At 68.3% G+C, this 22118-nt stretch carries 24 protein-coding genes and 1 tRNA gene; 7 read left to right on the top strand and 18 right to left on the bottom strand.

Features of this window, described 5'->3' with window-relative positions:
* Nucleotides 1–46: 46 nt before the first annotated feature.
* From ELY12_RS00675 to ELY12_RS00660, 4 genes are read right to left on the bottom strand one after another with little or no spacing between them, the layout of a single operon-like run.
* Nucleotides 47–1003 carry an AAA family ATPase gene (locus tag ELY12_RS00675; RefSeq protein ID WP_126174784.1) on the bottom strand — a complete coding sequence of 319 codons (957 nt, stop codon included), beginning with the start codon at nucleotides 1001–1003 and terminating at the stop codon, nucleotides 47–49.
* 2 nt (nucleotides 1004–1005) lie between these two features.
* Entirely contained in the window at nucleotides 1006–2277 is a 1272-nt protein-coding gene (locus ELY12_RS00670) for a DUF4350 domain-containing protein (protein ID WP_126174781.1), read from the bottom strand.
* Nucleotides 2274–2924, bottom strand: coding sequence for a hypothetical protein (locus tag ELY12_RS00665; protein WP_126174780.1), 651 nt, complete (start codon nucleotides 2922–2924; stop codon nucleotides 2274–2276). The genes ELY12_RS00670 and ELY12_RS00665 overlap by 4 nt, the downstream gene beginning before the upstream one ends.
* 35 nt (nucleotides 2925–2959) lie before the next feature.
* Nucleotides 2960–3853 carry a prephenate dehydratase gene (locus ELY12_RS00660; protein WP_126174779.1) on the bottom strand — a complete coding sequence of 298 codons (894 nt, stop codon included), beginning with the start codon at nucleotides 3851–3853 and terminating at the stop codon, nucleotides 2960–2962.
* A gap of 120 nt (nucleotides 3854–3973) precedes the next feature.
* On the opposite strand from ELY12_RS00660, the gene ELY12_RS00655 reads away from it, so the two are divergent.
* Nucleotides 3974–4669 carry a c-type cytochrome gene (locus ELY12_RS00655; RefSeq protein WP_126174778.1) on the top strand — a complete coding sequence of 232 codons (696 nt, stop codon included), beginning with the start codon at nucleotides 3974–3976 and terminating at the stop codon, nucleotides 4667–4669.
* 652 nt (nucleotides 4670–5321) lie between these two features.
* On the opposite strand, the gene ELY12_RS14185 is transcribed toward ELY12_RS00655, so the two are convergent.
* The 3 genes from ELY12_RS14185 to ELY12_RS00645 are packed head-to-tail and all read right to left on the bottom strand — an operon-like array spanning nucleotide 5322 to nucleotide 7299.
* Entirely contained in the window at nucleotides 5322–5480 is a 159-nt protein-coding gene (locus tag ELY12_RS14185) for a hypothetical protein (RefSeq protein ID WP_164549362.1), read from the bottom strand.
* Entirely contained in the window at nucleotides 5477–6139 is a 663-nt protein-coding gene (locus ELY12_RS00650) for an RlmE family RNA methyltransferase (RefSeq protein WP_126174777.1), read from the bottom strand. The genes ELY12_RS14185 and ELY12_RS00650 overlap by 4 nt, the downstream gene beginning before the upstream one ends.
* On the bottom strand, nucleotides 6136–7299 hold the full coding sequence (locus tag ELY12_RS00645) for a Ppx/GppA phosphatase family protein (protein WP_126174776.1): 1164 nt from the start codon (nucleotides 7297–7299) through the stop codon (nucleotides 6136–6138). Before ELY12_RS00645 ends, ELY12_RS00650 begins: the two co-directional genes overlap by 4 nt.
* 182 nt (nucleotides 7300–7481) lie before the next feature.
* Here ELY12_RS00645 and ELY12_RS00640 point away from each other — a divergent pair.
* A tRNA-Gln gene (locus ELY12_RS00640) sits at nucleotides 7482–7555 on the top strand.
* A 71-nt stretch (nucleotides 7556–7626) separates the two neighbouring features.
* Nucleotides 7627–8499 carry an LOG family protein gene (locus tag ELY12_RS00635; protein WP_126174775.1) on the top strand — a complete coding sequence of 291 codons (873 nt, stop codon included), beginning with the start codon at nucleotides 7627–7629 and terminating at the stop codon, nucleotides 8497–8499.
* Between the two features lie 129 nt (nucleotides 8500–8628).
* Here ELY12_RS00635 and thiD read toward each other — a convergent pair whose 3' ends face one another.
* Genes thiD through glmM form a run of 3 tightly spaced genes read right to left on the bottom strand, consistent with a single transcriptional unit; the run spans nucleotide 8629 to nucleotide 10984 of the window.
* Nucleotides 8629–9426 carry a bifunctional hydroxymethylpyrimidine kinase/phosphomethylpyrimidine kinase gene (gene thiD, locus ELY12_RS00630; RefSeq protein WP_126174774.1) on the bottom strand — a complete coding sequence of 266 codons (798 nt, stop codon included), beginning with the start codon at nucleotides 9424–9426 and terminating at the stop codon, nucleotides 8629–8631.
* Complete coding sequence (locus ELY12_RS00625) at nucleotides 9423–9647, bottom strand: DUF1272 domain-containing protein (RefSeq protein ID WP_126174773.1); 225 nt, start codon at nucleotides 9645–9647, stop codon at nucleotides 9423–9425. The genes thiD and ELY12_RS00625 overlap by 4 nt, the downstream gene beginning before the upstream one ends.
* Complete coding sequence (gene glmM, locus ELY12_RS00620; protein ID WP_126174772.1) at nucleotides 9647–10984, bottom strand: phosphoglucosamine mutase; 1338 nt, start codon at nucleotides 10982–10984, stop codon at nucleotides 9647–9649. The genes ELY12_RS00625 and glmM overlap by 1 nt, the downstream gene beginning before the upstream one ends.
* A 90-nt stretch (nucleotides 10985–11074) precedes the next feature.
* Between glmM and ELY12_RS00615 the strand changes: the two genes are divergently transcribed.
* Nucleotides 11075–12382, top strand: coding sequence for a dicarboxylate/amino acid:cation symporter (locus ELY12_RS00615; protein ID WP_126174771.1), 1308 nt, complete (start codon nucleotides 11075–11077; stop codon nucleotides 12380–12382).
* A 46-nt stretch (nucleotides 12383–12428) separates the two neighbouring features.
* Nucleotides 12429–13040, top strand: coding sequence for a superoxide dismutase (locus tag ELY12_RS00610; protein WP_126174770.1), 612 nt, complete (start codon nucleotides 12429–12431; stop codon nucleotides 13038–13040).
* Between the two features lie 56 nt (nucleotides 13041–13096).
* Here ELY12_RS00610 and ELY12_RS00605 read toward each other — a convergent pair whose 3' ends face one another.
* The 3 genes from ELY12_RS00605 to ELY12_RS14180 form a co-directional block, all read right to left on the bottom strand.
* Nucleotides 13097–14296 carry an AI-2E family transporter gene (locus ELY12_RS00605; RefSeq protein WP_241229663.1) on the bottom strand — a complete coding sequence of 400 codons (1200 nt, stop codon included), beginning with the start codon at nucleotides 14294–14296 and terminating at the stop codon, nucleotides 13097–13099.
* A 64-nt stretch (nucleotides 14297–14360) separates the two neighbouring features.
* Nucleotides 14361–14972, bottom strand: a complete 612-nt coding sequence (locus ELY12_RS00600; protein ID WP_126174769.1) for a sigma-70 family RNA polymerase sigma factor — start codon at nucleotides 14970–14972, stop codon at nucleotides 14361–14363.
* Nucleotides 14972–15103, bottom strand: a complete 132-nt coding sequence (locus ELY12_RS14180) for a NepR family anti-sigma factor (RefSeq protein ID WP_241229662.1) — start codon at nucleotides 15101–15103, stop codon at nucleotides 14972–14974. The genes ELY12_RS00600 and ELY12_RS14180 overlap by 1 nt, the downstream gene beginning before the upstream one ends.
* Nucleotides 15104–15336: 233 nt before the next feature.
* Here ELY12_RS14180 and ELY12_RS00595 point away from each other — a divergent pair, with 233 nt between their 5' ends.
* Nucleotides 15337–17004 (top strand): CHASE domain-containing protein, encoded by a 1668-nt coding sequence (locus ELY12_RS00595; protein ID WP_241229661.1) that lies wholly within the window; start codon nucleotides 15337–15339, stop codon nucleotides 17002–17004.
* A gap of 29 nt (nucleotides 17005–17033) precedes the next feature.
* Here ELY12_RS00595 and ELY12_RS00590 read toward each other — a convergent pair whose 3' ends face one another.
* From ELY12_RS00590 to ELY12_RS00580, 3 genes are all read right to left on the bottom strand, one after another.
* Nucleotides 17034–17828: a response regulator gene (locus tag ELY12_RS00590; protein ID WP_126174768.1), complete on the bottom strand. Its 795-nt coding sequence runs from the start codon at nucleotides 17826–17828 to the stop codon at nucleotides 17034–17036.
* 412 nt (nucleotides 17829–18240) lie between these two features.
* Nucleotides 18241–18672 carry a response regulator gene (locus ELY12_RS00585; RefSeq protein ID WP_126174767.1) on the bottom strand — a complete coding sequence of 144 codons (432 nt, stop codon included), beginning with the start codon at nucleotides 18670–18672 and terminating at the stop codon, nucleotides 18241–18243.
* A 126-nt stretch (nucleotides 18673–18798) separates the two neighbouring features.
* Complete coding sequence (locus ELY12_RS00580) at nucleotides 18799–19953, bottom strand: N-acetyltransferase (protein WP_126174766.1); 1155 nt, start codon at nucleotides 19951–19953, stop codon at nucleotides 18799–18801.
* A 110-nt stretch (nucleotides 19954–20063) separates the two neighbouring features.
* On the opposite strand from ELY12_RS00580, the gene ELY12_RS00575 reads away from it, so the two are divergent.
* Nucleotides 20064–21221 (top strand): fatty acid desaturase family protein, encoded by a 1158-nt coding sequence (locus tag ELY12_RS00575; protein ID WP_126174765.1) that lies wholly within the window; start codon nucleotides 20064–20066, stop codon nucleotides 21219–21221.
* Between the two features lie 18 nt (nucleotides 21222–21239).
* Here ELY12_RS00575 and ELY12_RS00570 read toward each other — a convergent pair whose 3' ends face one another.
* Together ELY12_RS00570 and ELY12_RS00565 are read right to left on the bottom strand one after the other, a co-directional pair.
* Nucleotides 21240–21566, bottom strand: coding sequence for a hypothetical protein (locus ELY12_RS00570; protein WP_126174764.1), 327 nt, complete (start codon nucleotides 21564–21566; stop codon nucleotides 21240–21242).
* 29 nt (nucleotides 21567–21595) lie between these two features.
* Nucleotides 21596–21850: a hypothetical protein gene (locus ELY12_RS00565; RefSeq protein WP_126174763.1), complete on the bottom strand. Its 255-nt coding sequence runs from the start codon at nucleotides 21848–21850 to the stop codon at nucleotides 21596–21598.
* Nucleotides 21851–22118 lie beyond the last annotated feature (268 nt).

Raw genomic sequence — 22118 nt, 5'->3', positions numbered from 1 at the left:
GAGCGCGGCCAGCAGCGCGGCGCGGGGCGTGGGCAGGATCATGAGGTTAGCGCGGCGCCTCGGTGCGCTCGACCAGCTCGGCGACCAGTTGCTCGACCAGTCGCCCTTCGATCTCGGCGGCGGGGCTCAGCGTCAAGCGATGCCGCAGCACGCCGGCGGCGAGCGCCTTGACGTCGTCGGGGATCACATAGTCGCGGCCCTCCAGCGCGGCGCGGGCACGGGCGGCCTTGGCCAGCTGGACGGCGGCGCGCGGACTGGCGCCAGTCGAGAGCTCGGCGGTCTCGCGCGTGGCGCGGACGAGGCGGACGACATAGTCGACGATCCCTTCGGAGACGGTCACCTGGTCGAGCGCGGCGGACGCGCTCGCCAGCCCGGCCGGGTCGGTCACCGAGCGGATGGCGAAATCGGCGGGGCGCGGCGGGCCGAGCCGCTGGCCGAAGCGGGCGACGATCGCGGCCTCTTCCTCCACGCTCGGGTAGGCGACCAGCAGCTTGAACAGGAAGCGGTCGAGCTGCGCCTCGGGCAACGGATAGACGCCCTGGCTCTCGATCGGGTTCTGGGTCGCGACCACCATGAAGCGCTCTGGCAGGGCGTGAGTCTCGCCGTCGAGCGTGACGCGCCGCTCCTGCATCGCTTCCAGCAGCGCGGCCTGCGTCTTGGGCGGGGTGCGGTTGATTTCGTCCGCCAGCAGCAGGTCGCAAAAGATCGGCCCGCGGGTGAGAGTGAACTGGCTGGTCTGGAAGTTGAACAGGTTGGAACCGAGGATGTCGCCCGGCAGCAGGTCCGGCGTGAACTGGATGCGCCCGAAATCGAGGCCGAGCGCACAGGCGAAGCACTGCGCGAGGAAGGTCTTCGCGGTCCCCGGCGGACCTTCCAATAGTACGTGCCCTTCGGCGAGCAGCGCGACGAGCAGGTGCTCGACCGTCTCCTCCTGGCCGACCACCGCCTTGCCGACTTCGCCGCGGATGGCGGCGGCAAGATCGCGCACCTGGTCGAGCGTCATGGTCATTTGGCAACTGTCCTTTCGAGCGATTTGAGGGCGTGCGCGGCGCGCAGCGTTTGCGATGGTCCGCGCGCGCTTTCGAGCCGCGCGGCGAGCTGGCTGAACGGCACCGCGTCCGGCGCGCAGCGGGCGAGCGCGGCGTCGATCGCGGACGGGTCGGCGCTCCGCAGGCCGAACGCGCTGGCAAGGCGGCGGGCGACCAGCGCGACGTAAGGCGGGCCGAGCAGGTGGAGCCGTCCGCTGCGGCGAATGAACCCGGCTGCGTTGGCGGCGAGACGCGCCTTGCCGAACGCGATCGAGCGCGCTTCGGCGAGCGGCGGGCCGAACCGGCCGAACGCGCGCCAGGCGACCACCGCCAGCGCCAGGATCAGGCACAGCGTCGCGGCGAGGAATGGTGGCGCGAACGCCAGCGTCAGCAGGTTCTTGCTCGCGCCGAGACCGTTCAGGGTGAGGTCGAAGACGATCGGAATGTCCTGCCCTTCGCGCGCCAGCTCGATCACCTTGGCGGCGAGCCGCGCGCGGTTGCGGTCGGCGAGGCCGTAGTTGTTGAGCAGGTCGGGCTCGACCACGACCGTCAGGTTCCACTTGTCGCCGTCGCAGTCCTCGCCCGGAGGAGTGCCGGATGCTTCCTCCAGCAGCGGGTAGCACCCCTGGTCGTTTGCATAGGCAATGAGATTGCGCCCTTCAGAATCGCGCACGAGCGGAACCCATCGGCTGCTCGCATCCAGCCCGAGGACTCGTTTTCTGTCGGGCAATTGTCCGGTAAGGCCGAGACCATCCCAATCCACGGCAGCCGCGGACAGGCTGGCGACCTTGACGGTCATTGGGCGTTCCACGCCCAACTTTTTTGTCCAACCGGGCGCGCTCGCGCCAAGCAGTTGCACCCAGCCGTTCCGTGCTCCGCTCAAGCGAGGCGGCGCCGGCACGGCCAACCATTTGGGTAGGATCAATAGTGTCGGGCCCGAGTAGCGACGCGCCTCGATGATCTTTACGATCTCGTCGGGATCGGCATTGGTAGGCGGTGTCAGTACAAGGAGTGCCTCGTCTTCCAACTGCCCGGGGCTGCGCGAGAGCGAGACGTCGTAGCCTTGCTTCTCCAGCATCGCGGCGAGCCCGGCGTACCCTGCAAGACCATGACCGGCGGCGTGGGCGGCGCCGTTCTCCGGACCCGGCCCGGTGTCGCCCTTGCCGATGAACCACAGGAGCGCGACGAAGCTCAGCGCGCCGAACAGCACCAGCGCCAGCACGGTGCGCGGATTGAAGCTGCCGCTCATGCCCGGCGTCCGAGGCGGGCGAGGGCGAAATCGGCGTAGGCGGCGCGGGCGACCTGCCAGTCTTCGGCGCCCAATGCGCGCAAGGCGAAGAGGCTGCGCTCGACCCGGCCGGCGATCGTGCCGAAGGCGGTGCGCGCGGCATCGGGCAGCGCGCCCAAGGCGGCGAGCTCGCGCGCGGTGGTGGCCGGCTCGACCAGGTCGGGACGGGCGGCGGCGATCTGGCCGACGCTGCGCTGGAGCAGCAAATGGGTCGCCTCGTCGAAGCGGCCTTGCGCGGCGAGGGCGTCGGCATCCTCCAGCAAGGCGAGCGCTTCGCCAGTCGCAGGGGTCCAGGCTTCCGCCTCGGCCTCGACCTTGGGCTTGGGCCGCCAGCCGAGCGCGGGCGACAGCATGCGCCACAGCAGGAGCAGCACCGCGGCGATGGCGATCGCCAGCAGGACAAAGCGGAATACCCCCCAGCTCATGCCCAGGGCCTGGCCAACCGGTTCCAGCAGGCGGCCCAGCCAACCGAACACTGCGTCGAGCCAGTTCGGCTCGCGCGGTATTTCCTTGGGCACGGTGACCGGCGCGAACTGGATCGCGTCGTCGGCGCGCACGGCTTCCCAAGCCTTGGCGGCGTCGCCGATCTGCCCCGTCCCCGTTGTCACGGGCGAGTGGTGGCACGCCTCCGGTTACGGCGCAACTAACCGCGCGCGCGTTCCTGCCGGTAAGTGCCGAGGATGCGCAATTCCTTGCAATGGAAGGCAAGTTCCTCGAGCGCGCGGTCGACCGCCGGCTCGCCGGGAGCGCCAATGATATCGGCGTAGAACATCGTCGCCGCGAAGCTGGCGCCGGCCTGGTAGCTTTCGAGCTTGGTCATGTTGACGCCGTTGGTCGCGAACCCGCCCATCGCCTTGTAGAGCGCGGCGGGGATGTTCTTCACCTCGAACACGAACGTCGTGATCGCTGTTTCGCCGCTGTTCGGCACCGGATGAAGCGCTTCATTCGCAAGCAAAAGGAACCGCGTGGTGTTGTCGGCGGCGTCCTCGACGTCGTTGTCGACGATCTTGAGGTCGTAGAGTTCGGCCGCGAGCGGCGGGGCGATCGCGGCGATGTTCGCCTCCCCACGCTCGGCGACATGCGCCGCGGCACCCGCCGTATCGGCGTAGCTGAGCGGGACGATACCGCGCTCGCGCAAGTATTTACGCGATTGCCCGAGCGCTTGTGGGTGGCTGTAGGCGGCCTCGAACGGCCCATCCCCGGTAGCCATCAGCGCGTGATTGATCCGCAGGAAATGCTCAGCAACGATGTGGAGCCCGCTCTCCGGCAGCAGGAAGTGGATGTCCGCCACCCGCCCGTGCTGGCTGTTCTCGACCGGGATCGCCGCCGCACCGGCGCGACCCGCCTTCACCGCATCGATCGCGTCCTCGAAGCTGAAGCACGGGAGCGGCAGGCAGTCGGGCACCATCTCGAGCGCGGCGCGATGCGAGTTGGCGCCCGGCGCGCCGGCGAAGGCGACCGCGCGCGCCGGGTCGGCCGCGGCGGCGGTCTGCATCGCGTCGACCATCGCGCGTGCCGGGGCTGGGAAGCTGTCCATCGTCAGGGCGGCGACTAGCTATCGGGCAATGCCGGGGCAAGCCACTTGCGCGGGCGCGGCGGCCTGACTAGAGCGCGGCGCAACGCCAGATTTCCATCCTTTTTCCGGACCACGCACCACATGCAAGACCGCTTCAACACCGCCGCCGGCTGGGTCCTGTTCTCCGGCATCGTCGCGCTCGGCCTGTCGAGCGTGAGCGCCAAGTACTTCCAGGCGGACAAGCCGCACCGGCCGCACGAGATGGGCTATCCCATCGAAGGCGTGGTCGAGGAAGGCGAGGGCGGTGCGGACGCCGGGCCGAGCCTCGCGGTGCGGCTCGCCTCGGGCGACGTCGCGGCGGGCGAGAAGGCGGCGCAGGGCCGCTGCGGTACCTGCCACACCTTCGACCAGGGCGGCGGCGTCAAGCAGGGCCCGAACCTGTGGGCCACTGTTGGCGAGCCGATCGGCAAGGGCAAGGCCGGCTTCGCGTTCTCGAGCGCGCTGTCGGGTCACGGCGGCGACTGGTCTTACGAAAACCTCGATGCCTGGCTCGCCAGCCCGAAGGCGTTCGCGCCGGGGACCAAGATGAGCTTCGCCGGCCTCTCCAATGGGCAGGATCGCGCCAACATCATCCTCTACCTGAAGCAGCAGGGCGGCGGTCCCGCGCTGCCGACTCCGGAAGCGGCGGCTCCGGCTGCCGAGGGCGCCGACAAGGCCGCCGCGGGCGACCAGACCGCGACCGCCGGTCCGGCCGAGAAGCCCGGCGCCGACGCTGCGGGCGCGGTGGCGATGCCGGCGGGCGACCAGCCGGCGAATTCGAACAAGGGCGACCACTAAGGGTACGCCCGCCGGGACGCTGGACGCGCGAAAGCGGCCCGCCGAACCCGGCTTGCGCCATATAGATAAGACCTCACGGCCGGCGCGGGCGCCTTCGGCGTGCGCGCGGAGCGGGCGGCGGTTGTCCCCAGCCGGTGCGTGGCGGACCGAAGCGATCCGCTTGCCCGGTCCCCGGGGTGCGAACGGTGCGCCCAGCAAAGTACACCTTTGCTGGGGCCCTGGCCGGTACGCCCATCAGCGGCGCAGCCGGCTCGGCCCGTATGAGTCCGGCGATCGGCGGAACGAGGCATGGCGCGGGCTCGCGTGCACCACTCGGCCCGAAGGCCTTCTCGTCCTCGCGACTGATCCGTCGCGCCAGTGGCTACCCTGTCCCGCCGTCGGCATACCTCCAGGGGGAATGCGGAGGCGCTGGACATGTGGCGGGCAGCAAGGCTGCTTCATCCGATCTGCCGGCCGATTGGCTTGGGTAAGTCGTGCCAGCTGACGGCATGAGAGCCGCCCCGTCTGACGCACAATACCCGTGCCGGCCGTGTGCCCCGGCGGATGCCGAGGCGAGGAAGCCGCGCTGTCGACCGCGCACCTTCCGGTCTTTATGCCCGTGATGGGCGGCGCGGCGTATAACCAAATCGGTTAGTCCTGTCAAGGGTTTTGGTTAGTGCAGATCGCCCCGCCGCCGATTGCGCTCCTCGTGCCGGCGGCGTTCGGCGATCCGGGTGGCGCGCGCATTGCGCAGGCGGCTTTCGAGATAGATCCCGAGCCCCGTCACCACGCCCGCGGCGATGATCGCGCCCACGATGTGCCCGGTGGTCATGCCGCCTTGAAGCCTTGCGCGATCACGTACCACTCGCTTGAACCCTTGCGGCTGGCGGGCGGCTTCGCGTGCTTGACGGTGCGGAAGTGCTTCTTGAGCAGCGCCAGGATCTCGGCGTCGGTCCCGCCGGCGAAGACCTTGGCGACGAACGCGCCGCCCGGTGCAAGGTTCTCGACCGCGAACCACGCCGCCGCCTCGACCAGGCCCATGGTACGCAGGTGGTCGGTCTGCTTGTGGCCCACGGTGTTAGCGGCCATGTCCGACAGCACGAGATCGGCCTGCCCGCCGAGCGCCTCGGTCAGCGCGGCGGGCGCCTCGTCGCCCATGAAGTCCATCTGCAGCAGCGTGACGCCCTCGAGCGGTTCGGTCTCGAGCAAGTCGATCCCGACCACTGCCGCCTTGGGCCGCCGCTTGCGGACGACCTGACTCCACCCGCCCGGCGCGACCCCGAGGTCGATTACCCGGTGGACGCCCTTCAGGACGCCGAACTTCTCGTCGAGCTCGATCAGTTTGTAGGCGGCGCGGCTGCGATAACCCTCCGCCTTCGCCTGCTTTACGTAGGGATCGTTGATCTGCCGCTGCAGCCAGCGGTTGGACGAGGCGGTGCGCCCACGCGCGGTCTTGACCCGCTTGGTGCTGTCCCCCGCGCCCCTTGTCATATCGTCTGCCGCGCTGGCGCGGGCATGCCCGCCATGAGGCTGCGCAAGATGCCTTCGCGAATGCCACGGTCGGCCACGCCGAGCCGCTCGGCGGGCCAGATGTCGAGGATCGATTCTAGGATCGCGCACCCCGCCACCACCAGGTCGGCGCGGTCGGGGCCGATGCAGGGGAGTTGGCGCCGGTCCTCGATAGCCATGCCCGACAAGCGGTCGCTGATCGCGCGCATCGCTTGCGAAGGCACGATCAACCCGTCGACCGCGCGCCGGTCGTACTGCGGCAGCTCGAGGTGCAGGCTGGCGAGGGTGGTGACGGTGCCGCTGGTACCGAGCAGGCGGATGTCGTCGGCGGTCGCGGTCTGCGCGATCCGCGCGGCAAACGGCGCAAAGCTGTCCGCTACCAGCATGCGCATGCGCGCGTAGCGCTCGAGCCGGGCCGCCTCGTCATCGCCTTCGCTGCGGCCGACGGTGTCGGTCAGCGAGACGACGCCCCACGGCACGCTCGCCCAGTCGAGGATGCGCGGCACGCGTTCGCCCTGCTCGATCAGCACCAGCTCGGTCGAGCCGCCGCCGATGTCGAAGATCACCGCGGGGCCGTGACCGTGCTCGAGGAGGATGTGGCAGCCCAGCACCGCGAGGCGCGCCTCTTCCTGCGCGGAGATGATGTCGAGCGCGATGCCGGTTTCCTGGCGCACCCGCTCGATGAAGGCGTCGCCGTTGCTGGCCCGGCGGCAGGCTTCGGTCGCGACCGAGCGGGCGAGGGAAACGTTGCGGCGCCGCAGCTTGTCGGCGCAGACGTGGAGCGCCGCGAGCGCGCGGTCCATCGCGGCATCGCTCAGCCGCCCGCTCATCGCGAGGTCCTCGCCGAGGCGGACCACGCGGCTGAAGGCGTCGATCACGGTGAAGTTCTCGCCCGCGGGACGGGCGATCAGCAGCCGGCAGTTGTTGGTGCCAAGGTCGAGCGCGGCATAGGCTTGCCGCCGTTCACCGGTGCCATCGTTGCGCGGTGCGTCTCCGCGCGCTCCTGGCGGCTTTGTGCGCGGTTCGGACTGCGAGGGGCGTTTGTAGCGAAAATCGGCTACCTTGCCGGACGATCTGCCCCCGTTGCCGCTTGTCCTTGCCTGCGCGCTCCTCAGTTTGTCCGGCGGAGAAAAGTCCGCCATTTCAATGCTTTCAATTCCTCTCGCACCTCCTTGAGTGGCGTGGCGCGAGGACCTGACGACGACGCTAGCGGGTCGCGCGGCAGCGAGCAAGCATTCGCGATTCTGGCGGGTTGACCTCGCGCGTGCACGAACCTAAGTGCGCACCCCTTGCGATGCGGCGCCGTTGGTGCCGCTCTCGCCGATGCCCCGTCCTCTAATGGTAAGAGAGCGGACTCTGACTCCGTCAATCAAGGTTCGAATCCTTGCGGGGCATCCAGTTTCTTACCAGCGCGTTCCGTCCTGCAAGTTCCGTTGTGCAACGGCAGCGCGCGTCCTATCGGCAGGCCAATGACTGACAAAGACGAGCACGACCTCAAGCGTCGCAAGTTCTACCGCGCCGAGCAGGAAGTCGCCTTCAGCAACAAGGCGAGCCCGGACACTCCGCAAACCCGCGATCCGGCGTACAAGCTGGCGTTCCGCGACACCGACTTCCTCCTCCGCGAAGAGCTGCGCCCGGTGCGCTTCCAGCTCGAGTTGCTGAAGCCCGAGATGCTGCTCGACGAGGCCGGGGTTGGCTCAACGCTGGTGATGTACGGATCGGCGCGCATCCCGTCGCCCGACCATGCCTCGCTGCTGGTCGAGAACGCCGCGCCCGAGAACCGCGTGGTGGCCGAACGTCTGGCCGCGAAGGCCAAGTACTACGACGAGGCGTACAAGCTCGCCCGCATGGTCAGCGAGCGCGCCATCGTCGAGGACGGCAAGCGCCAGTTCGTGATCTGCTCGGGCGGCGGCCCGTCGATCATGGAGGCGGCCAACCGCGGCGCGAGCGATGCCGGAGCCGAATCGATCGGGCTCAACATCGTGCTCCCGCACGAGCAGGCGCCTAACCAGTACGTGACGCCGTACCTCTCGTTCCAGTTCCACTACTTCGCGCTGCGCAAGATGCACTTCCTGCTGCGCGCAAAGGCAGTCGCGGTGTTCCCGGGCGGGTTCGGCACGTTCGACGAGTTCTTCGAGCTGCTGACCCTGATCCAGACAGGCAAGATGAAGCCGATGCCGATCCTGCTGTTCGGCAAGGACTTCTGGACCCGCGTGGTAGACTGGGAAGCGTTCGCCGAGGAAGGCGTGATCTCGAAGGGCGATCTCGACTTGTTCCGCTGGTGCGAGACCGCCGACGAGGCCTGGGGCCACATCGCGGCGTTCTATAACATCGAGGACTGAGGGGGCTCACTCCTCCGCCCCGCAATCTATATCTCGTCGCCCCGGGCTTGACCCGGGGTGGTGCTTTCTTGCCGACCTCGCGAGGAAGACCAGCACTGCCCCGGCTCAAGGCCGGGGCGACGAGGTGTTCTAGGCTAGCGAGCGCACCGCGTGGTGGCCGAGCGGGCCCGCGCCGTCTCCAAAGCCGGGCGCGCTTTCGATCGCCTTGCGGACAAACTGACGCGCCAGGCGCACCGCGTGCGGCAGCGGCTGGCCGTGCGCCGCGAGTGTCGCGATCGCCGAGGACAGCGTGCAGCCCGTCCCATGCGTGTGGCGGGTGTCGATCTTCGGATCGTCGAAGGTGACGAAATCGCCGTCCGCGAGGATCAGCGTGTCGAGCACGCGCTCCCCTTCCGCGTGGCCGCCCTTCGCCAGCACCGCGCAATCGTGCAGGCCCACCAGCGTGTGCGCAGCAGCGGCGATCGCTTCGTGATTGCCGACCGGCATGCCGGTGAGCGCTTCGAGCTCGGGCAGGTTGGGGGTGACGAGCGTGGCGATGTCCATCAAGGGCTTGAAGGCATCGATCGTCGCTTCATCGGCGAGGATGCCGCCGCTGGTCGCGACCATCACCGGGTCGAACACGATCGTTCCGCGGAAAGTCTCCAGTCGGCTCGCGACCAACGCCGCGATCTCGGGCGAGCCGAGCATGCCGATCTTCACCGCGTCCGCGCCGATGTCCGACAGGCATGAATCGATCTGCGCCGCGACTAGTTCGGCCGAAAGCGGCTCGACCGCCTGCACGCCGCGCGTGTTCTGCGCGGTGATCGCGGTGATGGCGCTCATCGCGTAGCCACCAAGCATGGCGATGGTCTTGATGTCGGCCTGGATGCCCGCGCCGCCCGAGCTGTCCGAGCCGGCAATCGACAGCACGCGCGGCGTGGCGCTCAAGACTTGAACTTCCGCTCGCCGCTGGGCGGATACTTTTCGTGGAGCTTCTTCGCCCGTGTCGGCCGGTCCATCAGCTCGCCGCCGCAGTTGGGGCAGCGGTCGTCGAGCGCCTCGGCGCAATCGGCGCAGAAGGTGCACTCGAAGCTGCAGATGAATGCGCCGGGCGCTTCGGCGGGGAGATCCGCCCCGCAGCGTTCGCAATCGGGCCGCATGGCGAGCATCAGACCGCGCTCCTCACCGCGTCGCATATGGTATCGACCACCCGCTCGACCTGCGCCGCATCGTCGCCTTCGGCCATCACGCGGATCAGCGGCTCGGTGCCCGAGGCGCGGATGACCAGCCGCCCGCGCCCCGCGAGTTCAGCCTCGGCATCGGCAATCGCCGCCTTGACCCGTGCATCCTCCAGCGGCTTGCCGCCCGCGAAGCGCACGTTCTTGAGCAACTGCGGCACCGGATCGAACTGGTGCAGCAGCTCGCTCGCCGGCTTGCCCGCGCGGACCAGCGCGGCGAGCACGTTGAGCGCGGCGACCGTGCCGTCGCCGGTGGTGCCGTAGTCGAGCATGATCATGTGGCCGGACTGCTCGCCGCCGATATTGAAGCCGCCTTCGCGCATGCGTTCGAGCACGTAGCGGTCGCCGACCTTGGTCCGCTCGAGCGTCAGGTCGTGGTTACCGAGGAAGCGCTCGAGGCCCAGATTGGACATGACCGTCGCGACCACCCCGCCGCCGCGCAGCGTCTGGTCGCGCATCTTGCCGAGCGCGATCAGCGCCATGATCTGGTCGCCGTCGACCGTGCGGCCCTTCTCGTCGACTACAATCAGACGGTCGGCGTCGCCGTCGAGAGCGATGCCGATATCGGCGCCTTCCTCGACCACCTTGGCCTTGACCGCATCGAGCGAGGTCGAGCCGACATCCTTGTTGATGTTGGTGCCGTTGGGATTGACCCCCAGCGGCACGATCTTCGCGCCCAGCTCCCAGATCGCGGAAGGGGCGGCCTGGTAGGCGGCGCCGTTGGCGCAGTCGACCACCACTTTCAGGTCGTCGAACCGGATATCGGCCGGGATCGATTGCTTGACCGCATGGATGTAGCGCCCGCGAGCATCGTCGATCCGGCGCGCGCGGCCGACGTTGGCGGCGTCGGCCAGCGCGGGCTCGGCATCGAGCAGCGCCTCGATCGCGAGCTCGTCCTCGTCCGACAGCTTGAAGCCATCGGGGCCGAACAGCTTGATGCCGTTGTCCTCGAACGGGTTGTGGCTGGCGCTGATCATCACGCCGACGTCGGCGCGCAGCTCGCGGGTGAGCAGCGCGATGGCGGGGGTGGGCAGGGGGCCGGTCATGACGACGTCCATGCCGACGCTGGTGAACCCGGCCACGAGCGCGTTTTCCAGCATGTAGCCCGACAGGCGGGTGTCCTTGCCGATCACGACCCGGTGGCGGTGGTCGCCGCGCAGGAAGTGCCGTCCCGCCGCCTGGCCCACCTTCATGGCGATCGCGGCGGTCATCACGCCGGCGTTGGTGCGTCCGCGGATGCCGTCGGTGCCGAAGAACTTGCGTGCCATGAACGTCCCTTGTTTGCGCGCCGCCGCTTTGCCGCGCGCCGCGCGCGATGTCACTAGCATGGCCGGGCAAACGCGCTATCGTCGCGGCCAATGGATACCCTGGACGAGGCGGCGCCGCCGCTCCCCGAACGCCGCGCCGAGCGGCAGCTGGTCACCGTGCGGATTCCCGCCGGGTGGACCTTGGCGGGATTGGTCGCTGGCCTCGCGTTGGGGCTGGTGCTGGCGCGGACCACGGTGGCGGAGCCGGTGCTCGCGGTCGCCGGGCCAGTCGGCACGCTGTGGCTGCGGGCATTGCAGGTGACGATCGTCCCGCTGGTCGCGGCGCTGCTGGTGATCGGCATCGCGCAGATGGCGCAGGCCGCGCGGGCGGGTGACGCGGCGCGGCGGATGCTGAGCTGGGTGGTCGTGGTGCTGCTGCTCTCGGGGATCGTCGGCGCTCTCGTCACGCCATTCCTGCTCGGCCTGTTCCCGCCGCCGGCATCAGCGGCTGGCGTTCTGTCCGCCGAGGGGCAGGCGCAGGAGGTGCCGGGGATCGCCGCGTTCGTCGAATCGCTGATCGCGCCCAACATCGTCGCGGCCGCGGCCGAGACCGCGATGTTGCCGCTGACGCTGTTCTTCGCGGCCTTCGCGCTCGCGCTGGTGCGGTTGCCGGCCGACCAGCGGGACCTGCTGCTGGGGGTGTTCCGCGCCCTTGCCAACACGATGCTGCTGATCATCGGCGCGGTGCTCTGGGTCGCGCCGGTGGGCGTGTTCGCACTCGCGCTCGGCGTGGGAGCGGCGAGCGGCGGAGCGGCGTTCGCGACACTGGGGCATTACATCCTGATCGTGGTGGCAACCGGCACCGTCGTCCTGATCGGCGGCTATCTGCTCGCGTGGCTGGTCGGTGGCATCGGCCTGGCCCGTTTCGCGCGCGCGATCCTGCCCGCGCAGGCGGTGGCGCTGTCGACGCAGAGCTCGCTCGCCAGCTTGCCCGCGATGCTCGACAGCGCGCGGCGGCTGAACCTGCGCGAGGAAACCGCCGAGTTCGTGCTGCCGCTGGCGGTCGCCATCTTCCGCGCGACCAGTCCGGCGATGAACGTGGCGGTGGCGGTTTACGTCGCGCATCTCGCGGGTGTGCAGCTGACGCCGGTCGCGCTGGCGGCGGGCGTGGCGGTCGCGTTCGTGATCGCGGTCGGCTCGGTCAGCCTGCCGGGCACGATCAGCTTCGTCATCTCGATCGGCCCCATTTGCATCGCGATGGGCGTGCCGATCGCGCCGCTCGCGCTGCTGGTGGCGGTGGAGATGGTGCCCGATATCCTGCGCACGATCGGCAACGTCACCGCCGACACCGCGCTCGCCGCGGCGGTCGACCGGAATAAGGCACACGCGGTTGCAACCCTGGCGCCCGACGCGCATTGATGTATCGGGACGCTACTCATTCGCTATCCGACCACTGGAGACAACCATGGCCTTCGAAGTCACGCCGCTGCCCTATGAGCCCACCGCTCTCGAACCCGCGATCAGCGCCGAGACGCTGAGCTTCCACCACGGCAAGCATCACAAGGCCTACATCGACAAGACCAACGCCGCGGTCGCCGGGACCGACCTCGAGAACGCCGCGCTGGAGGATGTGATCAAGAGCGCGCGCGGGCAGAACCAGGGCCTGTTCAACAACTCGGCCCAGAGCTGGAACCACGGGTTCTACTGGAACTCGCTCGCGCCTTCAGCGGGCACGCCGTCGGACGAGCTGCAGAGCATGATTTCCGACGCGTTCGGCTCGACCGAGGAACTCGCCAAGCAGCTCAAGGAGCGCGGCGTCGGCCACTTCTCGAACGGCTGGGTCTGGCTGCTCGAGCGCGGCGGCAAGCTGGAGATCGGCGAGACGCACGACGGCGACACCTTCGCCGACCAGGACTGCAACCCGCTACTGGTGATCGACCTGTGGGAGCACGCTTACTACCTCGACCACCAGAACCTGCGGCCGAAGTACCTCGACGAAGTGGTCGACGGGAAGCTCAACTGGGCCTTCGCGGCCGAGAACCTGACGCGGGGGACCACTTGGAAGTACCCGAGCTAAGAGCAGCTTAGCCTGAGATCACGGCCCGTCCCCGACCGTCGGGGGCGGGCCTTTCGCTAGGCGGCGAGGTCGGGCTCGGGCGCGGGGTCCAGCTCGGCCACCGGGAACAGCGGCTCACCGAAGATGAAGCCGATCAGGTTGGGCTTGCCCACGTGGTCGAAGAAGGCGGTCAGCGTCAGCAGGATCGGCACCGACAGCAGCGCGCCGAATACGCCCCAGATCCACGAGAAATAGCTGAGCGCGATCAGGATCAGCACCGGGTTCATGGTGAACCGGGCGCCGAGGATCGACGGCGTGAACACATTCGATTCGACCGCGTGCAGTCCGAGGTAGGCCGCCGCCGGAATCACGCCGACAAGGGCGGTCTCCGCCGTCCCGACGCCGTACAGCGCGAGGATCGCGGTCATCGTCAGCGGGCCGATGTAGGGCAAGAAATTGAGGATCGCCGCGAGGCCGCCCCACATCACCGGCGCGTCGAGCCCGAACGCCCACGCGGCAAGCCCGACGATCACCCCGACCCCCGCGTTGATCCAGGTCACGGTGAGGATGTACGCTGCGACCCGGTCCTGCACGTCGCGAATCACGCGCGCGGCCTTGAGGCTGGCGCCGAAATCGGCCCGCTCCAGCAGCAGCCGCCGCCGCATCCGCACCCGCGCCTCGACCATGAAGAAGGTCATCAGGAAGGTGAGCAGCGTTTCGAGGATCACGCTCGGCGTCGCGTAAGCGAACTGTTCGAGCACCGAGGGCGAAGCGACCACCACCTCATTACCCGAATGGCCGGTCAGTTCGGACAGGCGCTTGCTCGCAACGGTCAGCCAGCCAAACTGCTCGCGCAGCTCGGTAAAGCGCTGGCCGATCTGGTCGAGGATCGCCGGGAGGGTATCGAACAGCACGATTGCCGGCTGAAGGATCAGCAGGCCGGCGAGCACCAGCCCGGCCAAAAGCACCAGCATCGCGACCAGAGAGGCGAGGACGTTGGGCAGGCCCCAACCCGCGAGCTTGTCCGCCAGCGGCGAGAGCACGATCGTCAGGATCAGCGCGGTCACCAGCGGCAGGAACACCACGGAGCCGATCGACAGCACGAAGGGCAGCGCGAGGAACAAGCCGAGCCCGAGGATCACCACCAGCGCCGAGATCAGCCGCAATTCCTGCGCCGCAAACGTCATTCGCGCGGTGCGGGCGCTGCGCGTGGCGGACGCAGTCGCTAGCGGCTCGGCGGGGCGCGGCACGGTGTCGGCAGGCGGTGCCTCGGTCATGCCCTCACTCATCCCCTGTTTCGGCCGCGATTTTGCCTGTCGGCGAACGAGCGATCAAGAGAGCTTAGCGAGTGGGCTCGCTGACCCCGTCACCCGAAGCGACCTTGTCGAGTTCCTCGAGGATCGCGCGGTGGGCGTTGACGTCGCCGATTGCCCGCTGCGGGACGTCGCCTTCCTCGAGCATCGCCGACAGCGCAGCGCGGGCGCGGCCCACGCGGCTCTTGATCGTGCCGACCGCGCAGCCGCAGATCTGCGCCGCTTCTTCGTAGGAAAAGCCGCCCGCACCGACCAGCAGCAGCGCCTCGCGCCGCTCGGGCGGGAGCGTCAGCAGCGCGCGGCGCATGTCGCTCAGGTGGATCGGCTCTTCCTGGCCGGCCGGGGCGGTCAGGATGCGTTCGGCCACCGTCTCGTCGAAATCGCCGCGGAAGCGGTTGCGCCGCATGTCGGTGAGATAGGCGTTGCGCAGGATGACGAAGGTCCACGCACGCATGCTGGTGCCCGGCTCGAACCGGTCCTGCGCGGCCCACGCCTTGAGCAGCGTTTCCTGGACGAGATCGTCGGCCATGTCTGGCCGTCCGCACAGGCCGCGCGCAAACGCGCGCAAGTGCGGGACCACGCCGGTCAATTCTCGCTTGAAGTCGGCCTTCTCCGAGACCGTTCGTTTCTCGTCGGACATCAGCTCTTGTCGTCCAACTTCGAGAGCAGGTCCTTGAAGGCGTCGGGTAGGGGTTCGTCGACGACGGTGTCGTACAACTGCCGCAAGCCTGAGGCCCAGCCCGGTCGTTCGGCAGCTTTTGCGTTCTTCACTTTGTCGCTTTCTTTGCCGCCCCCACGCGAAGCATTCCTGGCTGGTCGCTTGTCCAAAATCATTCCCGTCCCGTTTTTGATCCGTCACAACGAAAACCGCGGCGCGCGACGACCGCGTACCGCAGTTTCAGACCCGATTGGCAGGGAACGAAGCTTGCGCGGCTTGGTTCCCTTCAGATAGCCGCGGTGCCGGGCATCGCTGCTGGCGTGATGGAAATGGGGCGGGGCAGCTTTTGGACAAGACCGACATCAGCACTCGGCGCACGCGGCGGTGGCTGATCTCCTATCCCCGGGCGACCCCGCTTGCGATCTTCCTGCTGATCGCGGCTATTACCGCGCTGAGCGTGTTCGCGATCGAGCGGGGCGAGCGGCGCCGGGAAGAGGCGCGGCTGAGCGAGACTGCGAAGGCGGTCGCCTCGGCCATCGAGCGGCGCGGCAACACATCGTCGGCCTATCTGCGCGCCGGCGCGGCGCTGTTTGGCACGGTCAAGACCGTACCGCCCGGACTATTCCGCCGGTTCGTCAGCGAGCTGCGGCTCGATGCCGATTATCGCGGGGCGGAAGGCATCGGCTGGGCCGAGGCAGTCTCGCCGGCCGACCTCGCCGCATACGAAAAACGCGTGGCGGCTGACGTGCCGGGCACCACGCCGGTCCATCCGCGCCCTCCCGCTGCGCGCGGCCAGCTCACGCCGGTCACTTACTTATTGCCGGATACCGAGCGGAACCGCCGTGCCCTGGGGTTCGACATGTATTCCGACCCCGTCCGCCGCGCCGCGATGGACGAGGCCGAGCGCGCGGTCCGTCCGACCGCCAGCGGACGGGTGGTGCTGGTGCAGGAGGAGGATGCGCGAACGCCTGGCTTCCTCATCTACATGCCCGTGTTCGATGTCGTGTCCGAAGCGCGGCGGCTGAAGGGCTTCCTCTACAGCCCCTTCAACGCGCGCGACTTCCTGTCCTCGGCGCTGCAGCTTGAAACGCGCAATGAGATGGGCATCCGGCTCTACGATGGCGCGCCGGACCGGAAGAACCTGCTCGCGGAGATCGCGCCGGCCGAGCGCACCGGGCGGACGATCGCCGAGCGGGTGATGATCGCCAACCGGCCGATGACCCTCGAAGTCGAATCGACCAAGGGCCCGTCGCTGTCGATGCTGTCGATGCTCACGCTCCTGTTCGGCCTGCTGGTGGCGAGCCTGCTGATGGTGGTCGCGCGGCTGCTCACCCAGCAGGCGGTCGAGGACCAGGCCTCGCTCGAATGGCTGGAGGAGCAGAACTCGATCCGCGACACGCTGACCCGCGAGCTCAACCACCGGGTCAAGAACACGCTCGCCAACGTGCTGTCGATCGTCAGCCTGACGCGCCGGCGCGCTAGCAACCTCGACGAATTCGCCGAGGGGCTCGACGGGCGCATTCGGGCGCTGTCGGCGACACACGACTTGCTCACCCAGTCCGATTGGGGCACCACCCCGATCAACGCCGTGGTCCAGGCGGAGCTGGCGCCTTACGCGCGCTCGGAAGGGTCGATCGAGCTCGCCGGGCCGCAGGTGGAGCTGGCGCCCAACGACGCGTTGTCGCTGGGGCTCGCGATCCATGAGCTAGCGACCAACGCCGCGAAGTACGGCGCCTTGTCGGTTGCCGAGGGTAAGGTGCGAGTCACCTGGGCGCTCGACCGCGAAGACCTCGCCAGCGTGCGCTGGGTCGAGAGCGGCGGACCCGCGGTGCCCGCAAAGCGTGCTCGCGGGTTCGGCACCGATCTCATCGAAAAGATCGTCGCGCACGAGCTGCGCCACCCGGTCGATCTGCGGTTCGAGCCAACTGGCGTCGCGTGCACGCTGTGGGTGCCGGTCCGTATTCGCAGCGAATTCGAGATACGTACAAGAAAGCGCGCGGTCCCGCCGAGCTGAACCGCGCGCCTTACTGGTTAGCGCAATGCTTAGCCGAGCGGGCGACTCGATCCGAAGAACAGCGCCTGGCTGATCGCCGCCCGCACGGTCGATTCCTGGAACGGCTTGGTCACCAGGTAAGTCGGCTCGGGCCGGTCGCCGGTGAGCAGGCGTTCGGGGTAAGCGGTGATGAAGATCACCGGCACGCTGTCGATCGCCAGGATGTCGTCCACCGCGTCGAGGCCCGACGAACCGTCGGCGAGCTGGATGTCGGCGAGCACGAGCCCAGGGGTGCGTTCCGCCACCACCTGCTGCGCTTGCGTGCGCGTGGCGGCGGTGCCGCAGATCTCGTGACCGAGCGAGCGGACGAGGTCCTCGAGCTGCATCGAGATCAGCGGCTCGTCCTCGATGATCAGCACGCTGGTGGCCGATTCGCGGTCGATCTCGTCGACGGCTTCCTGCACCATCGCTTCGACGTCGGCGGGATCCATGTCCATCACCTCGGCCGCCTCGGGGATCGAGAAATCCTCGAGCGTGGTGAGGAGAAGGGCCTGCCGGTTCAGCGGCGTGATCGCGCGCAGGCGATCCTGCGCTGCATGCTCGTGGTTGGGCTCGCCCTCATCGTCGGAAGCGACTTCAAGGTAGGCACTCGACCACACCTTGTTGAACGCCTTATAGAGCGGCACCCGGCCACCCGCGAGCGAGCTCTTGAGCTGCTCATCCGCCAGCGCGGCTTCCAGCGTGGCACGGACGAACGCGTCGCCGGTATGCTGCGAGCCCGTGAGGGCGCGCGCGTAACGGCGCAGATACGGCAAATTAGCGGCGACTTGATCCCCGAGCGACATGCATTCCCTTCCCGTGAGTCTTGCGCCTAAACGGCGTGGCCGCGCTATGGTTCCGGCCATATTTTAGCAAGCGTCGTCGTCGCTGCGAATTTTGCAGTAATGGTCGATCAGCCATCCGACGGGCAAGCCGAGGGGCGCTGACGCGACCGAGCCTGATCGCACCGGCAGAATAATATGGCGTAAAATCAGTGTGATGCGAGAAAAGTTCTCGCGAGCGCAAAAAATTCGTCCGGCGCCGGGAACGCCCGTACGGGTCGAGCATTCTACCATTGTCACCGCCGAGACCCCCCCTCCCGTCCAAGCGGCTGGTGATACGATCCCGAAGGGCCTCCGCTCTTAAATGAGCGGAGGCCTTTTTTTTCGTGCGTCGTCCGCGTGCGCGCCGGGGCGCTACCCGCGCAACCGATGCGGTCTAGGCGAGCGCTTTTTTCAGTCGGCCCAGCAGGCCCGGACGGGGCGGTTGCCGAAGCGCCTCGATCAGTTCCGAATGGTCGTACGGCTTGGCCAGCACTGGGCCGAGCTCGGCGATCTCCGGCGGAATGTCCTGCGGGGCACCGGTCGAGAACACGATTCGCGGCGGGTTGGGCCCAACCGAATTGACCAGCTCGGCGACCGCCCAGCCGTCGTCGCGATCGGCCAGGTGGACATCGAGCACCAGTCCGTCGGGCCGCGACTCGCGCAACGCTGCGAGCGCTTCGGCGGTGGTGGTGCACAGCGTCACCGCGGTCGCGCCGCCATCGAGCAGCGCCTGCTCCATCGCCATCGCGATCAGCGAATCGTCTTCGACCAGCAGCACGGTGCCGAGCTTTGCCTGCTTTTTGGCCTTGGCCGGTCGTTTCGCCATCAGGCCTCCCGTGGGGCAGGGCACACGCCCGGCCTTTCTGATTGCGCGAACGGCACAATCCGCCGCGCGTTCCCGGCCTAGCAGTGCCATTGCGCCAGCCCGTGGCGGGCGCGCCACAAAGCCTGCCTAGAGCGCCTTTTTGTAGATCACATACTCGCGGTTGACGTGGCTTTCGATCGCATCGGCGATCGCGACCATTCCCTGATTGTCCTCCAGGATCCAGCCGATCTCCCCACGCGTGGCGCCGTAGTGCTTGAGCGCCTCGATCCGGATGGTCTCGATCATCATGAAGGCGAGTTGGCTCGCCATGCGCGAAGACTGCAGCCGCTTTCGCACCCCCATCAGCGGCACGCGCATGGTGCGCACCCTGGGCTTGCGCAGCCACAGCAGCAGCCTGGCCCAGCCGAACGGAAACAGGCTGCCCTTGAGCGGCGCGACCGCCTCGTTAAGATCGGGCAGGGTCATCATAAACGCGACCGGCTCGCCGTCGTACTCGGCGACCATGATCAGGTCCTCGAACACGATCGGTTTGAACTTCTTGCCGGCGTATTCGATTTCCTTCTCGGTGAACGGCACGAAGCCCCAGTTGTCCGACCAGGCATCGTTGAGGATGTCGAGGATCAGCCGCGCCTCGGCATCGAAGTGCGACTTGTCGACCTTGCGGATGCGGATGCGGGCGTTCTTGCGCCCCGCCTCGACGATCCGCTGGATCAGCGGCGGGAAGGGCTTGGTGATGTCGAGCTCGTAGGTCACCAGCCGCTTCGCCGGCGCATAGCCGCCGGCGGTCTCGATCCAGTCGGCGTAGCGTTTGGGTTGGTGGCCCATCATGACTGTCGGCGGGTGATCATGTCCCTTGGTGAGCTGGCCCGGTTCTTCCCACACCGACATGCTCAAGGGGGCCAGTACGCGGGTCATGCCCTGGCCGCGCAGCCAGTCTTCCGCATGGGCGATCAGCGCATGAGCGACCTCCTCGTCCTCCGCCTCGAGCAGGCCCCAATTGCCGGTGCCGGGCCCCATGCCCTGTTCCGGCGGCTGGGCGAGCGCGAGGTGATCGATGTGCGCGGAAATGCGCCCGACGGCGCGACCGTTCTCGCGGGCGATGAACTGGGCGACGGTGGCGTGCTCGAAGAACGGGTTCTTGCCCGGGGTGACGAGCTCGATCGCCTCCATCTTGAGGGGGGCGACCCAGTTGGGATCCGAGGCGTTCAGCCGATAACTGAGATCGACGAATTCGCGCCGCTCGCGCTTGTTCGTGACCGGCGTAAACTCTATCTGGCGCATCGGACGTTCCCGCTACCTCGTTCATTTCGCATATCGCGCAAAGCGGCTATGGCCTCGCGAGGGCTGGCTGCGGCGGATAGGCTGCGGGCGACCATCGGAAAAGCCAAGAAATGACCGTTACGACCGCGCCTTCTCCCGCTCCCGTTGCTGCCCCGCCGGCGGCCTACAGCGGCGCGCGCGACGAGGACGACAAGGCGCTGCTGCGCGCCGCCGCCGAGCTGACCCGCGATCTGGGGAAGGCGAAGGCACACATCTACTGGCCCGATATGCTGGGTTCGGCGGCGGTCGGTTATGCTGCGCTCGCCGGCGCGATCTTCGCCCCCGCGCTGTGGCTGACGGTGGTGCTCGGAGTGGTTTCGACGCTCGCGCTCTACCGCGCGCTGCTGTTCATCCACGAGCTGACCCACCTGCACCGCGATGCGCTGCCGGGCTTCCGCACGACCTGGAATCTGCTGGTCGGCATCCCGATGCTCACCCCATCGTTCATGTATGAAGATGGGCACACGATCCACCATTCGCGCAAGCGCTACGGCACGCCGGACGACCCGGAGTACCTGCCGCTCGCGCTGATGAAGCCGTGGAGCCTGCCGCTGTTCGTGCTCATCGCGCTGCTCGCGCCGCTCGGGCTGGTGCTGCGTTATGGCGTGCTGGCGCCGCTCGGGCTGCTGATCCCGCCGCTGCGCCGGCTCAACTGGGCGCGCTTCTCGACCCTGGCGATCAACCCCGATTTCCGCCGCCGCCCGGCCGATCCGCAGAACAAGCTGCGCTTCGTGCTGCTGGAGACCGGCGCGGCGATCTGGGGCGTGGCGTTGATCGCCAGCCTGATCGTGATCGGCTGGCGGCCGCTGGTGGTGGCGTTGGCGGTGTTCTCCGCGGTGGCAGTGCTCAATCAACTGCGGACCCTTGTGGCCCACTTGTGGGAGAACGAGGGCGAGCAGATGAGCGTGACTGCGCAGTATCTCGACACGGTCAACGTCCCGCCGCCCGGCCATGTCGCCGCGCTGTGGGCGCCGGTGGGCCTGCGCTACCACGCGCTGCACCACCTGCTGCCGTCGCTGCCCTACCACTCGCTGGCCGAGGCGCACCGCCGCCTGTCTGCCCACGAAGGCGCGCAGGTCACCTACGGCCGCGCGCACTATCGCGGGATGGCGCCGCTGATCGGGCGGATCGCCTGCAGTACCATGCGCCGCCGCGATGGCGTTCCCGCACAGGAAAGGGGCCGCCCCGAACGGAACGGCCCCTTGGAACGCCGGCCGGAGCAGGCGTGACGATCGGGTAGAACCCGCCTACTTCTTTTCGACGGTCATCGACGGGTTGTCGGTGTTGACCCGCACCCGCGTGTCGCTGTCGCCGACATCCGCCGTCACACCGTCCGGACCCACGGTGACCCTGTCGCCATTGGCATTGGTCGTGGTCGTCGCAGTGGCGCCCGGTGTGGTCACCACGGTGGTCTCGGTCGCGGTCGGGCCCGGGACGACGGTCGTGGTGTCGGTGCCGGCGTCGACCGTCGCGGTGGTGTCGCCCGCGGTGGTGGCGGTGTCATCGTTCGGCGTGTTGTCACACGCGGCCAGCGCAAACGCGGCGGCGAGCGCGGTCAGGGCAAGTTTCTTCATTTCAAGGCTCCTCCTGTTGTGGCCAGGGTTTATTGCGGCGTCGCGGTCGCGGTCGCGGTCGCAGTTGGCGATGCCATGGTCGTGTCGGTCGGCGCCGGAGCGGTCATCGTGTCGGTCGCGGCCGGGGCCGTCATAGTGTCGGTCGCCATTGGGGTGTCGGTTGCCATCGGCTCACTCATCGTGGTGTCGGTCGCCGCATCGGTCGCGGTGCCATCCTTCGGGGTGCTGTCGCAGGCGGCAAGGGCGAGCGCGGCGGCGAGGGCGGGGAGCGCAAACTTCTTCATGACGGATACTCCGGGGGCTGGACTAACCGCTTGAACCGTTCGTCAGGATGCCCGTTCCCGAAATGTGACAAAAAAAGGGCCGCTTCCCCAATCGAGGAAGCAGCCCTTTCTGTCGCAATTTGCGCGCTTTGATCCGCGTCCCGGACGTGCCGGCGCGGACGCAGCGTGAAATTACTGAGCGGCAGTCGTCGCCGAAGCCGAGGCAGCCGGGGTGGCGGCGGCGCCAGCAGCGGCGTCGGTCGCGGTCGCGGCAGCGTCGGTCGCGGTC

It is taken from the genome of Tsuneonella rigui (genome assembly GCF_003958625.1).
Lineage (GTDB): Bacteria > Pseudomonadota > Alphaproteobacteria > Sphingomonadales > Sphingomonadaceae > Tsuneonella > Tsuneonella rigui.
This window is presented reverse-complemented; position numbering and strand designations above follow the sequence as displayed.